We start from the raw sequence: 14,348 nt of genomic DNA, 5'->3' as shown, positions 1-14,348 counted from the left end.
TTTTAAAAAAGGTCAATCAGTCATTGCCGAGTTAAATAAAAGAAATGTTGATTTCGATTATGAGTTAACTAACGCTCCGCGTGAGGCGGTCAGAATAGCCCGCGAGGCATCAGAGAAATTTGAGAAGATAGTGGCGGTTGGTGGAGACGGAACGATAAATGAGGTTGGTGAAGGAGTGGTCGGAAGCGATTCCATTCTTTGCGTCATACCTCTCGGATCAGGAAACGATTTCGCAAATGAGCTCAAGATTCCCTCCAAAATAAATTCGGCTGTTGATCTGTTATTGGGAGGAAGTGTTCGAACTATAGATGTGATCAAGGTGAACGACAGGGTAAGCCTTAACACAATAGGTGTAGGATTCAACGCTTTAGTTAGCGACAATGCAAGGCGGATAAAATACCTTAGAGGTCTCTCAGTCTATATTTTAGGAGTTGTAAAATCTGCTGTTAGTTATGAAGCGATCCCGATGAAGATCGTTATCAACGACAAACTGATCGAAGAAAGGATTTTCATGGTGGCGATATGCAATTCAAAACGTGAGGGAGGCGGGTTTATAGTGGCGCCCGAAGCGATTAATGACGATGGTCTCTTCGACGTTACTTTTATCCGTGAAATAGGATATTTAAAACTGCTCCTGAACATTTCGAGTGCACTAAACGGAAAATTGAACAAATTGGATGAAGTGGAAACCATCCGAAGTGATAAAATAACGATTGAGAGTGAATTCCCGATGCCGCTGCATGTTGATGGAGAGGTGGTTTCAATGAATTCAAAATATGTTGAAGCATCTATATTAAAGGGTGCATTGCGGGTAATAGGGAATTAGCTGATTTTGCGATTTTTGATAGTATATATTTCCATGATCTTCTTGTGCATCCTGCCTGAAAGGATAAAAGCGCAAAACTTTTTAAGATATCAGAAGCATGAGTATTCAGTTTCGGACACACTTTCGATACAATATAAATCTCCGAAGGGCGCTATGATCCGTTCCGCGATTCTACCCGGCTGGGGACAAGCATACAATCACAAGTTTCTGAAAGCTCTCGTTTATATGGGAGGAGAAGTTTATTTTGCAACCAAGTATATTGAGTTGAATGACGAATTAAAGATACTTCGGATGGGTCAGGCCTCGATTTCTTTAATAGAAGATAAGGAATACGAACGAAATGGATGGGGATGGTTATTTACAGCCGGATACTTACTTGCGATTGGTGATGCTTTTGTCGATGCGCATCTTTACGGATTAAACGTAAATAGCGACATATCGGTTGAGGTAGGCAGCAACGTAGACAAAAACTCGCTGATGTTGCAAATAAGTATGGACTTTTAACATTACTGGGATGGGTATGAATTCAACCACAACGGAAAGAGGAAAATGGAGTTCTAAGATCGGATTCATTTTGGCGGCGGCAGGTTCCGCGATAGGTCTCGGAAACATATGGAAGTTTCCCTATATGACCTATACTAATGACGGTGGAGCATTTGTCCTGACTTACCTTTTAGCCATACTTACCATAGGTCTTCCGATAATGATCGCTGAGATAATAATCGGGCGAAAGACCCAATTGAGTCCGGTGGGAGCAATGAAAGCTCTCGGCGGTAAGAGATGGTCCTGGCTCGGATGGCTCGGAGTTTCTACCGGCTTCATTATACTTTCCTATTACAGTGTTGTAGCTGGCTGGACGATGGAATATGTGTTGAAATCACTTACAGGCGCATTCGAAAATCAGACTAACGATCAGGTAACCCAGCAGTTCGTTGATTTCATATCAAATCCGTCAAGACAGCTGTTCTGGCATGCCTTGTTCATGGGAATAACAATCTTCGTTGTTACAGGTGGAGTGAGCAGAGGTCTTGAAAGAGCGGCGCGAATACTGATGCCAATTTTGTTCATAATTATTTTGGTGCTTGTAGCTCTGGCTCTTAGCACTGAAGGCGCAGGTAGAGCAGTGAAATTTCTCTTTCGGCCTAATTTTTCTGAACTCTCCGGCGCCGGTTTTCTTGAAGCGCTCGGTCACGCATTCTTTTCGTTGAGTCTTGGAATGGGAGCGATGATAACTTACGGTTCGTACATGAGTAAAGAAGATTCGATCCCTAATGCCGCACTCACAGTAACATTGCTTGATACTTTGATCGCCATATTGGCGTGTTTGATGATATTTCCGATAATAATGACTTTTGACCTTGAGCCGACGAAGAGTGCGGGAATATTGTTCACGACACTGCCTGTCGTATTCATGAAATTACCGGGCGGGTCGATCTTTTCAGTACTGTTTTTTACTCTGGTTGCTTTTGCGGCTCTCACATCGGCGATCTCACTCCTTGAAGTAGTGGCATCATATATGATAGATGAAATGAAATGGAAACGGAAAAAAGCCACGATAATTACCGGAACTGCCATATTTATATTCGGATCATTTTCTGCTCTATCCAATGGCGGCGTGAGTTGGCTTTCTGATTTTAATATCTGGGGAAGAGAAACGACATATGGGTTTTTTAACACTTTCGATTATCTCGCTTCAAATTACCTGTTACCGATAGGAGGGTTTTTTATAGCGATATTCGCGGGTTGGAAATTAACACGGGCTCTCAAGATCGAAGAGTTAAAATCCGAAGAAAAAACGTTCTTCAACTATCCAGTCTGGGAGATATTGATAAGATACTTGGCTCCTTTAGCGGTAGGCTCGATACTGATCGCCGTATTTTTAGGGAGGGAATTTCAGTAAATCACCGAAATCGAATGTGAATATTTTATTCAGGATGAAAGGTTTTTTATAGATAGTTTTGGCGGCAATTCGAAAGGATTCAGAGTAAATAATTCCACATGACTGACTTACATGAAATTGTCGGATGTATCCATATGCATTCGGTCTATTCTGATGGTACGGGTAAGATAGAGGATATAATCCGGGATGGAAAGTCCACCGAACTCGATTATCTGATGTTTACGGATCATTTTACGTTAAAACCGATTGAAGACGGATATGAGGGCTGGAATGACGGATTGTTAACGATATTCGGCTATGAGCATAACGATGAGAACGATGAAAATCACTATATGATATTCGGAATGGACAGCGTTATGCCTAAGGATTACACGGTCAGTGAATACGTTAAACATGCTTCTGAAAAAGGCGCGCTCGGAATAATCGCTCACCCCGACGAAATCCGCAGCCACCTCGATTCATATCCGCCTTATCCATGGACACACTGGGAGTTGGACGGATTTGACTGCATAGAGATATGGAATCAAATGTCGCATTGGATGGAAGGTCTGACCAAATGGAATAAACTCTGGAGATGGCTTCATCCGCGCTCCTCGATAATAACCCCTACGGACAGAATTCTGGAAAAATGGGACTCACTGAATTTATCGAGGAGAGTCAGCGGGATTGGAGGAGTCGACGCCCATCAGCATATTCACAAGCTACGTATCGGAATCAAAGTCAAAGTATTTCCGTATAAAGTTCTTTTCAACACAATAAGAACTCATCTGTTGTTTTATGAACCCATAGATGACGGCGATCATTTTATAGACACTAAAAACAGAGTAATTAACGCAATCCGAAGCGGGAGATGTTTTATAAGTAATTTCAAACTCGGCGATGCCCGGGGATTTCGGTTCTGGGCAGAGGTAGATGGAAAAAGCTATACTATGGGTCAATCAGCGACGATCTCGGAGGAGAGCGCTCATCTATTCGTAACTATACCTCACAAGGCGGTTATCCGGTTTGTATATAACGGAAAAAGAGGGGGAAGAATATACAGCGACTCGGCTTCAAGAAAAGTGTCAGAACCGGGAGTATATAGAGTGGAGGTCTATCAGGGTGGAAAGGGATGGATATATTCGAACCATATAAGGTTGGTAAGAAAGGATAAGTAATGTCACAGTCAAAAAGCATTAACGAAAAGTGCGGAGTATTCGGTATTTATGGTCATTCCGAGGCTGCTACCCTAACATATCACGGGCTCTTTGCCCTTCAACACAGAGGGCAGGAATCTTCCGGTATTGTTTCTACCGACGGGAAATTAGCGTACAAGCATCTGGGTATGGGTCTTGTAGCGGACATCTTTTCGGAACCGAGCACACTGGATCAGCTCAAGGGTCACATAGCAATTGGACATAACAGGTATTCCACTACAGGCGCGTCCAAGATTGCTAACATTCAACCATTGCAGTTTAATTTACAGGACTTCCGGATAGCAATCTCACATAACGGCAATTTGGTAAACACAACGCCGATTCGCCGGGAACTTATGGAGGAGGGAACTATATTTCAGACCACGACAGATACCGAGCTTATCGTTCATTTGATTGCTAAAAGCAAATCAACGACGCTGGTGGAAAAAATCAAGGACGCCCTCGCAAAGGTCAAGGGAGCTTACTCCATGGTGCTGATGACTGACAGTGAGCTGATTGCGGTAAGGGATTCTCAAGGGTTCAGACCCCTTTGTGTTGGGCAACTCGGAGATTCTTATATATTTGCCTCCGAATCGTGCGCCTTTGATCTTGTAGAGGCTGAGTACCTGAGAGACGTTGAGCCCGGAGAAATACTGGTCGCAGATAAAGACGGGTTACACTCCTATAAGGGCGAGAAGAATCCAAGCTACTGTATTTTCGAGTATGTGTATTTTTCAAGACCCGATAGCCGGGTATTCGGAGAATTCGTTGATAAAACAAGAAGAAATCTCGGGAAAAAACTTGCTGAGGAAGCCGATGTAGAAGATGCGGACATAGTTATAGCAGTACCTGACAGCAGTAATACGGCAGCGCTTGGATACGCATTACAATCTGGTAAAAAATTTGAGATCGGTTTGATAAGGAATCATTACGTCGGAAGAACGTTCATCAATCCACGGCAATCTCAAAGAGATTTTGGAGTCAAAATAAAGTTTAATACTGTCGGCGGAGTACTTAAGGGTAAAAAGGTAATAATAGTAGATGATTCGATAGTCCGGGGAACAACTCTTAAAAAGCTCACACGCCTCCTCAAGAAAGCAGGCTGTAAGGAGGTGCATGTACGAATATCGAGCCCTCCCATTAGGCATCCTTGTTTTTATGGGATGGATTTCCCTACACCGGAAGAGCTTATCGCAGGTAAAATGAGTACCGAAGAAATAAGAGAATACTTAGGAGCCGATTCCCTGTACTACCTCTCTATCGAGGGGATGCTTGAGGCCACAGGGAAAGACCCTTCAGATTTCTGCACTGCGTGTTTTAGCGGGGAATACCCTATAGCCATTGAAGAGAGGGTTGTAAAGGAGTCGATCGAAGCGTAATTCAGACGAAGAAGCCATTCTGAGATAAATAGTCCCCTTGTTATAAATTGAAAGTACGATTCAGAATCGTTATATTCATATACACAGATACTTCTTACAAAGTATAATAAATAAGAAAGATTAAATGATAACAGTAGAAGAAAATAAATGTGATTTTTGCGGTACATGCGTGGCTGTATGTCCGGTAGACGCTATCGAGTTGTTTGAAGCAAGGATAGATATACTGCATGACAGATGCATAGACTGCGACCTTTGCATATGGATCTGCCCTATTGAAGTTTTGCATAAGGCAGATGGTGAAATGATCTCGGCATGAAGGATGAATATGATGTGATCGTGGTAGGTGGTGGACCCGCTGGGAGTACCGCCGCCCGTTTTGTAGCGGAAGGCGGCGCTTCCGTTCTAATGCTTGAGAAAGATCGGGACATCGGAATGCCCGTACGATGCGGAGAAGCTGTAGGAGCGGAGGGTATTGCAAGATTTATAGAACCCAACCCGAAGTGGATCGCCTCAAAAATTGACTCGTTCAGATTGACTGCCCCCTCTGGTAAACACGTACTTATTGCAAACCTTTCGGAAGGGGGATACATTCTCGAACGAAGGCTGTTCGACTATGAATTGGCACAAATCGCAGGAGATAAAGGCGCTTCCATCATGACGAAAGCTTACGTGTATGACCTTATCAAGGAAGGCGATGAGATCAAAGGTGTAAAAGTGAAGTATTTATCCGATGATATCGAACTGAGATGCAAGATCATTATTGCTGCCGATGGAGTCGAATCGAGAGTTGGGAGATGGGCAGGACTTAAAACAACTATCAAACTAAAAGACATGGAAGCCGCTATTCAGATTTCAGTGGCGAACGTTGACTGTAATAATAATCGACTCGATTTTTATCTCGGGTCTGAAGTCGCGCCCGGCGGTTATTTATGGGTATTCCCAAAGGGAGACAGGTTTGCAAACATCGGACTCGGAGTTTCCGGTCCAAACCATAAACATAAATCCGCGCGACGGTATCTTGACGATTTCATGGAAAAACATTTCCCGGATGCAGCTGTTTTAACGACCGTTGTAGGAGGAGTGCCGTGCGCTCATACACTTCCGAAAATTGCAGCTGATAACATAATGATTACAGGGGACGCGGCTCATATGGTCAATCCTGTTTCAGGCGCAGGCATAGTCTCCGGGATGCAGGGTGGGAGGCTTGCAGGGATGAAAGCCGTCGAAGCTGTAAATCAAAGTAATTATTCTTATAAATTTCTCAGCTCCTATGAAAAGGAATGGCATAAGTTACTTGGAAAGAGTTACGAGAGAATGTACCGGATTAAATCTGCCATAATGAAGTTGACGGATGATGATTTAAACCGTACAGCTGATATAATAAGTGAGATTCCCGAAAATAAGAGATCTTTAGGAAAAATATTCAAATCAGCTTTAATTAGACATCCAAAACTACTGTTTGACGTTGCCAGAGCATTTACCTCCATTTAATAACAGTTCCGGTGACGTATTCCCTCTGTGCTTCTTCTTATTCGTTTCATCGGGTAAAAATTAACTTCGATTGATGCCTGATCCTGAGATAATTCGTAAACTTGGATTATCCGATTTTATAGCGCTCGACATCGAAACTACCGGGCTGAATGCCTCAGAAGATCAGATAATCGAGATCGGAGCGACAAAATTTCACGACTGCGAGCCCGGTGAAAGTTTTGAATCATTTGTTCGTCCTTCGATAAAAATTCCTACGTTTATTACAAAACTGACCGGCATATCAGACCATGACGTTGCCGACGCACCCGACTATCATGAAGTGATATCAGATTTTATCGAATTCTGCGGAGATATGCCCTTAGTAGCTCATAACTCTCCTTTCGACATGAAATTTCTTAGAACCTGGGCTGCTAAGGCTGATGCAGAATCATCCGGGAGGTCTGAAAAACCGCAAGCATACTTTAAAAACGACGTTTACGATACCGCACTGCTCTCGAGGATATTTTACTGGTGGGTGAATAATCACAAATTGGTGACGTTAGCCGAATATTTCGGGTTTGACGAATCTGACGCCCACAGAGCCAGTTCCGACGCCGAAAGGGCTGGATATTTATTCCTGAAAATAGTAGAAAGAATGCTTGAGACGAGTTATAAGACTATAAGTACTCTCCACAGTTTATTCGAAGGAACAAATAATTCATCGAAGAAATTATTATATGCGCTGTCGGGCTTATTAAATGACGGAGAGATCAGTGAAGGATTGGAACAGCTTCCAAATGACGTAAAGAGCATGAGAAGCAACGTAATAGGAAAAACAACGACTGTACAGCTGGATGCCGCGCCTAAATTAGAGTATATAAACCCGAAAGAAGTTAAAGCGATATTTCAGGTTAACGGGGAAATATCCCTTAATTTGAAGGAATATGAAGAGAGACCTCAACAAGAGGATATGGCGTTTACGATAGCCGAAGCCTTTAACGCAGGACAGATGCTTGCCATTGAAGCCGGCACCGGAGTCGGAAAAACGCTGGCTTATTTGGTGCCTTCAATAATGTGGGCGTGGAACAATCGGCCTGCCGGACAAAGGGTAGTAATATCAACGCGAACTAAGAATCTTCAAGATCAATTATTCAATAAGGACATACCATTTTTGCACAAATCACTTCCAATTCCTTTCAAAGCTGTGCTGCTAAAGGGACGAAATAACTATCTTTGTCTGACCAAATATTATCAGGCAATCATGGATCCCGGCAATTGGCTTACAGAGGAGGAAAGAATTGGAATAGCGCCGATAGTTACCTGGATCAACCATACCAAGACAGGCGATATAGAAGAAAATCATGGCTTTAATCGTAATCGTTCTTATTCATTGTGGAATAAAATCTCCGCCGAGTCAGGGAAGTGCGGCAAGATGAAGTGCAAGCAGTATAACGGATGTTTTCTTGGAAATGTCAGGGATGCTGCGGCAACAGCGGATATCATTGTCGTAAATCACTCACTCCTACTTTCTGATGCTGCATCAAACAATCAGGTTCTGAACGACTATCAAAACCTCGTTATCGATGAGGCGCACAACTTAGAAAAGGATGCGTGGCAGTTTCTCGGGGAGGAATTATCAGTATGGAAAATAAAAAGGATTCTTTCCGGTATTCACGAAAATGACTCCGTTGGCGGGGGAGTGATAGACAGGCTATTGCGTATTGTCCAAAGCGTGAAAAGCTTGGACAAAATGGATACAATACTTCGGATTATCGAGAAAGTGATCGATCAGACAGATAAAACGGAATCGGCAGCGACCGAATTGTTTTCGAATCTGAATAAATTGCCGGAATGGGTCCCCAAAATCAGAACCAGGTATGTAGCAAAAATCCGCTATAAAAATGAGGATCAATTTTTCGAATTGGTATCGGAGAATGTTGATCAGTTTATTCAATCCGCAGCGATACTGGGAAGCCTTATTAAACAATTACTTGAGATAATAATGGATATCCCCATGGGGAGCAGTAATAACGGTGATGAAGCCTATACGGATATACAGAATGAATATGAAAAACTTGTCAATTTCATAGAGCTATCAGAACGCCTGTTTGAAGCATCCGATCAAGATTATGTATACTGGGTTGAACTTCCGACCAAGACAGACAGCCTGGACGTCAGACTGTTTGCCGTTCCGTTAAACATGGCTGATACGTTGAATGAGCATCTTTACTCGCGATTAAGGTGTGCCGTATTCACATCAGCAACCCTTGCGGTAGCGGGCAGCTTCAATTATTTTCTCGAGAGGACGGGAGTGGGATTGACCGATCCCGAAAAGTTAATAAATAAAGAAGTCGGTTCGCCATTTAATTATTCAGAACAAGCTCAAATTGGAATAACAGCGTATATGCCGCCGCCAAACAGTGATGAATTTATCGAGCAAGCTGCGAAGCTAATCAGCGCTATCAATTCCACACATAGAAAAGGCACGTTGGTTCTTTTCACGTCTTACGGCATGATGAACAGATTTTATGATTCGCTTGAGCCTGATTATAGAAAATTGGGTCTGTCATTGCTCGGGCAGGGAAAAGACGGCTCCCGATTTGTGCTGCAGGAAAAAATGAAAAAGGAAATGGGAAGTACACTTTTGGGCACTGATTCATTCTGGGAGGGAATCGACGTTCAGGGTGATGCACTTGAACTGCTCGTCATAACCAAATTACCTTTTCTTGTTCCCACCGAACCGATAGTTCTCGCAATAGAGGAAAAGCTGAAATCCGAGGGGAAGAACGCTTTTACGAGTTACTCTATCCCGGAGGCGATAATTAAATTCCGGCAGGGTTTCGGGAGGTTGATAAGGTCAAAGTCAGACCGGGGAACCATACTCATACTCGATAACAGATTAACGAACAAAATGTACGGCAAGACGTTTTTGAAATCACTGCCTTCCGAAGCACAAGTGTTACAATCATCGGATGCTGTTTTAGAATGGATAGCCGGATTTAATAATTAATTCAGGAATTTCGTAATTCCTACATTGGGCAAATCAGTTGAATGACATAATTGAAATGATCGGAAATCTCGTATGGGGTCCGCATATGCTGATCTTTGTGGTTGGAGTCGGAGTTTATTTCACTGTCAGGTTAAAATTTCTGCAGCTGAGAAATTTTCGCGAGGCTCTTAAACAATCATCTAATACCAGAAGGGATAAAGCCCTGAAAGGTAGGGGAAAAGGAGATATCACTCCATATGAAGCTTTATCTATGGCGCTTGGAGGTGCAGTCGGAAACGGAAATATCGCAGGAGTTGCCACCGCGATTGCCATTGGGGGACCCGGAGCGGTTTTCTGGATGTGGATATCGGCGTTTTTCGGTATGGCGATTTCATTCGCCGAATCTTCACTCGGTGTCAAATACAGAAAGATCAGCGAGAACGGTTCGATATTAGCGGGTCCAATGTATTACATGAAATATGGGTTAGGATGGGGCTGGCTTGCAGGCATATTCGCCTTTTTTATGGGCATAAAAACCTTAGTGTCAACATCTACAATTCAGACTAATTCTATGAGCCTGGTGCTTAACAAACTTTTTGAAGTACCGATGCTTTTAAGCGGGTTAGTGATAGCATTTCTCACTTGGCTTGTAATAATAAAAGGAATAAGAAGTATCGTTATAATAGCCGCAAAATTAACTCCTATAATGGTATTGATATATTTAGTGACCGGACTACTGATCGTAATTATTAACACATCAGAGATTTTAGGCATACTCAAGGAAATAATAGAATCCGCATTCAGTCCAAGGAGCGCCTCAGGCGGTTTCGCCGGAGCTTCGGTAATGATGGCTGTCCGGTATGGTGTGGCTCGAGGTGTCTACTCGAACGAGGCTGGTACCGGCAGCGCCCCGATAGTTCATGGCGCTGCGATCACTACATCCCCCCGTTCACAGGGGCTGGTCAGCATGGTAGGTGTGTTTCTCGATACTTTAGTTATTAACACTATCACGGCCCTTGTAATACTATCATCGGCGGATTGGACGATGGGCGGTACGAGCAGTGTCCTGGCTGCCGGCTCGTTCGAATCGACGCTGGGGATAACCGGGGCGTGGGTCGTAGCGGCTTCATCCTTATTATTCGGATTTTCTTCACTTATCGCCTGGCCCTATTATGGTGAACAATGTTTCGCATATCTTTTCGGAGATAAGATCAGAATTACGTTTCGCTGGACATTTTGCATTTTTATGCTGGCAGGAACATTCTATGAGGCGGAAGTTATCTGGGCTATGGGTGATATTCTGAACGGCATGATGACTATCCCGAATTTGATAGCGTTGATAGGCCTCGGAGGGGTTGTCGTCGGCATGGCAAAGGGACAAAAAGAATCATAGATTTAATTAATGCGAGAGAGTGTCGATAATTCTCTTGACTCTGTTCTGATATTGATTTAGCATTAGTGGTTAATGATATTAGAAATTCATCCTTATTCGATCTCTCCTTCTTTAACAGCTGAACCACGGTGACCCGCTTGGAAGACAAAATTCTTTATGAAGCTCTTACATTTGACGATGTGCTGCTGATACCGGCACACTCAGAAGTATTGCCGAAAGATGTCGATCTCAATACGAGACTGACAAAAAACCTGAAGCTGTCTCTGCCTCTGATTTCTGCGGCAATGGATACGGTGACCGGCTCCGAAATGGCTATTCAGATGGCTAAGCTGGGCGGTATCGGCATTCTACACAGGAACCAGAGTATTGAGGAACAATCGGCTGAAGTTGACAGGGTCAAGAGAGCGGAAAGCACCATCATTAAGGATCCGGTCACAATCGATTCGTCTAAAAGCGTAGGGGATGCGCTTCAAATGATCAGGTCAGAGGGAATTTCGGGTTTTCCGGTTGTACATGAAGACAATTTGCTTGGAATAGTAACATACCGGGACCTCTGGAACGTAGAAGATTTATCGACTCCGGTCTCAGACGTGATGACGTCAGGAGACAAATTGATTACGGCGGATATCGATACATCGTTTGAAGTCGCGTTAAAAATACTCGCTGACAACAGAATCGAGAAACTTCCTCTGATAGGTAATGAAGGTAAACTTAAGGGCCTACTGACTGTAAAAGACATTGAGAAGTCGCGTCAATTTCCAAATGCGGCAAAAGATGATCAGGGAAGATTGCGAGTCGGAGCGGCGGTAGGCGTATCTAAAGACGCAATGGAACGTGTAGAAAGTCTGATAACATCTCAAATTGACGTGCTCGTGATCGACTCTGCCCACGGGCATTCCAAAGGAGTTTTGAACCTGATAAAAGAAGTTAAGAAAGCTCATCCCGACCGGGACATTATAGCTGGAAACGTTGTCACCGAAGAGGGTACGTCGGAGTTGATAGAACATGGCGCCGATGCCGTAAAGGTGGGAATCGGACCGGGAGCATCATGTACGACACGGGTAGTAACAGGAGCGGGAATGCCGCAATTAAGCGCAATTCTCAATTGCATAAAAGCCGCTGATAAGCATGACGTTCCGCTGATTGCCGACGGCGGAATAAGATATTCCGGTGACATAGCAAAGGCTTTAGCGGCGGGTGCTTCTACAGTGATGATGGGGAGTGTCCTTGCAGGTATGGAGGAGAGTCCGGGAGAGATGATACTCTTTGATGGAAGGTGGTTCAAGACATATAGAGGTATGGGATCAATCGGAGCTATGCAAACCGGAGGGAGTGACAGGTATTTTCAGGAAGGTGAAGAAACGGCAAAGTTGGTACCGGAAGGAATCGAGGGACGTGTACCCTATAGGGGGCAGGTAAGGGATTCAGTTCATCAGTTTATTGGTGGAGTCCGGGCGGCAATGGGTTATTGCGGTGCCGAAAACATTGAATCCTTGAAAAAAAATGCGAAGTTTGTGAAAGTAACAGCGACGGGAATTAAAGAAAGTCATCCTCACGATCTGGTCATATCAAGGGAAGCTCCGAATTACCAGGCTCGCGGTTCAGTCTGAACTTTTGTTATTTTTAGAAATCAGTTCAGTGAATTTAAATGCAGGGCAATTTTCGATTTGTGAGCTGCGGCTCTATTCTTGTGAATAATGCCTTTTGACGCGATTTTATCTATAAGCTTAACAGTTTCTCTAAATTTGACTTCTGCTTCTTTTTTGTTCGTGGAAGCAAGTGTCCCCTTTATATATGTTTTCATCATGGATTTGTAGCTGATATTGCGCAAATGCCGCTTCGCATCCGTTTTTACCCTCTTAATCGGTGATTTATGCTGCCTCATCTATTTTAAGTTCTCCTTTTACTTAAGGCGACAAAGTTATGCAGCTGGGATTGGTTTGTCAAACACTTTTTGCTTCAGGTGGACGCTTTTTAGTTATTCAATACATTTATGATGAGTAATGAGCAGCACGGAGCCTGTCGAGTAAGAAGCATTGTAATGATGAAAACAACAAACTAACCAGATAGATTTTTTAAATCTCAGTGTAAGAAGAATTATCTTGCCACAAAATTACCGGATGTCAGTGACAAATTGCTTGCATATGACAGTGTTATCCTGATAATTTAACTTGATTGAAAGGTGTGATAATCATCCTTAAATGATAAATAATTTCAGGAGCAATATTAAGTGAGCCACGAACTTCTTAAAAACCTTCCGTTATTTGCTGACCTTGACGATGAGGAGTTGGTAGAGATATGGAACCATGTTCAAACCCGGTCATACAAGAAGGGTAACATTATTTTATTCGAGGAGGATCCCGGCGATTCTTTATTTATTATCAAGGAAGGTAAGGTTAAAATAACACGGTTAAGCGAGGAAGGTCGAGAAGTTATCCTATCAATATTAGGGGAGGGTGAATTTTTCGGAGAGATGTCCATATTAGATGGTGAAGCCCGGTCTGCTAATGTCATAGCATTAGCGGACTCGGAGGTCTTTGTTCTAAACAGACAAGAATTTATAAATATTTTAACGTCTAATCCGCAAATAGCGATTACCTTGCTCGAAGAACTGGCTGCGAGGATAAGAAAATCCGATCAACAAATTGAGTATCTCTCACTCGCCGATGCCGAGAATAGAGTTGCAATGACGCTGCTTAGGTTAGCGGAGGAGTCCGGAACTTTCAAGATGGGCCAGGTCACAATAGACGAGCTTCCAATGCAGCAGGATATGGCAAATATGTCAGGAACCTCAAGAGAAACAATTTCCAGAATGTTGAGTGAATTTACAGAAAAGGAATATATCGACCGAAAGGGTAAGAAGTTAATTATACTTGATTACGATAAGTTCCGTTCGGATTTCACAAAAAGAATTTAACATAATTTCAGGACATGATGCCGAAGGCTATCGGTCGTTCATTCTCTCCGAATTAATTAAACCAAAACAGTCATATTAAAAAATATTCTTTAGAGCTATGGAACTATTCTTAAGATTACTTAAATATTTAAAACCCTATCTACCCAAATTATCAATTGCGGTTGCAGCGCTTATTATTTATGCGCTATTCAGCAGTATCTCGATTTGGATGGTTGGTCCTCTATTCGATCTTATTTTCTATCCGGAAAAAGCTGCTAAAGAAATTGTTTCGTCCACTGCTATTCCCGAATTACCTGTAG

General features: G+C 43.1%; 12 protein-coding genes. 11 read left to right on the top strand and 1 reads right to left on the bottom strand.

Translation table 11 applies throughout. The features are described from left to right. From IID12_06920 to guaB, 10 genes are all read left to right on the top strand, one after another. Window positions 1-826 (top strand): diacylglycerol kinase family lipid kinase (locus IID12_06920; protein ID MCH8288822.1); only part of this gene is annotated, 826 nt, incomplete at its 5' end. 6 nt (window positions 827-832) lie between these two features. Next, a complete protein-coding gene (locus tag IID12_06915; GenBank protein ID MCH8288821.1) occupies window positions 833-1,330 on the top strand; it encodes a hypothetical protein in 498 nt (165 codons plus the stop codon). Window positions 1,331-1,346: 16 nt separating this feature from the next. Next, window positions 1,347-2,726, top strand: a complete 1,380-nt coding sequence (locus IID12_06910) for a sodium-dependent transporter (protein ID MCH8288820.1) — start codon at window positions 1,347-1,349, stop codon at window positions 2,724-2,726. Window positions 2,727-2,860: 134 nt separating this feature from the next. Further along, window positions 2,861-3,883 carry a histidinol-phosphatase gene (locus IID12_06905; protein ID MCH8288819.1) on the top strand — a complete coding sequence of 341 codons (1,023 nt, stop codon included), beginning with the start codon at window positions 2,861-2,863 and terminating at the stop codon, window positions 3,881-3,883. Beyond that, complete coding sequence (locus tag IID12_06900) at window positions 3,883-5,280, top strand: amidophosphoribosyltransferase (protein MCH8288818.1); 1,398 nt, start codon at window positions 3,883-3,885, stop codon at window positions 5,278-5,280. The genes IID12_06905 and IID12_06900 overlap by 1 nt, the downstream gene beginning before the upstream one ends. A 124-nt stretch (window positions 5,281-5,404) precedes the next feature. After that, window positions 5,405-5,596, top strand: coding sequence for a 4Fe-4S binding protein (locus IID12_06895; protein MCH8288817.1), 192 nt, complete (start codon window positions 5,405-5,407; stop codon window positions 5,594-5,596). Then, window positions 5,593-6,771: an NAD(P)/FAD-dependent oxidoreductase gene (locus IID12_06890; protein ID MCH8288816.1), complete on the top strand. Its 1,179-nt coding sequence runs from the start codon at window positions 5,593-5,595 to the stop codon at window positions 6,769-6,771. The genes IID12_06895 and IID12_06890 overlap by 4 nt, the downstream gene beginning before the upstream one ends. 70 nt (window positions 6,772-6,841) lie before the next feature. After that, the gene (locus tag IID12_06885; protein MCH8288815.1) at window positions 6,842-9,760 is read left to right on the top strand and encodes a DEAD/DEAH box helicase; all 2,919 of its coding nucleotides are present in this window, start codon (window positions 6,842-6,844) and stop codon (window positions 9,758-9,760) included. Between the two features lie 37 nt (window positions 9,761-9,797). Further along, window positions 9,798-11,132 (top strand): sodium:alanine symporter family protein, encoded by a 1,335-nt coding sequence (locus IID12_06880; GenBank protein ID MCH8288814.1) that lies wholly within the window; start codon window positions 9,798-9,800, stop codon window positions 11,130-11,132. A gap of 137 nt (window positions 11,133-11,269) precedes the next feature. Further along, a complete protein-coding gene (gene guaB / locus IID12_06875) occupies window positions 11,270-12,742 on the top strand; it encodes an IMP dehydrogenase (protein ID MCH8288813.1) in 1,473 nt (490 codons plus the stop codon). A gap of 20 nt (window positions 12,743-12,762) precedes the next feature. Here guaB and rpsT read toward each other — a convergent pair whose 3' ends face one another. Beyond that, the gene (rpsT, locus tag IID12_06870) at window positions 12,763-13,017 is read right to left on the bottom strand and encodes a 30S ribosomal protein S20 (protein ID MCH8288812.1); all 255 of its coding nucleotides are present in this window, start codon (window positions 13,015-13,017) and stop codon (window positions 12,763-12,765) included. Window positions 13,018-13,362: 345 nt separating this feature from the next. Between rpsT and IID12_06865 the strand changes: the two genes are divergently transcribed. Continuing rightward, window positions 13,363-14,049 (top strand): Crp/Fnr family transcriptional regulator, encoded by a 687-nt coding sequence (locus IID12_06865; protein ID MCH8288811.1) that lies wholly within the window; start codon window positions 13,363-13,365, stop codon window positions 14,047-14,049. Window positions 14,050-14,348 lie beyond the last annotated feature (299 nt).

This window comes from Candidatus Neomarinimicrobiota bacterium, assembly GCA_022567655.1.
Classification (GTDB): domain Bacteria; phylum Fidelibacterota; class SORT01; order SORT01; family SORT01; genus JADFGO01.
Note: the sequence above shows the minus strand (reverse complement) of the source record. Positions and strands in the feature narration are given on the sequence as shown.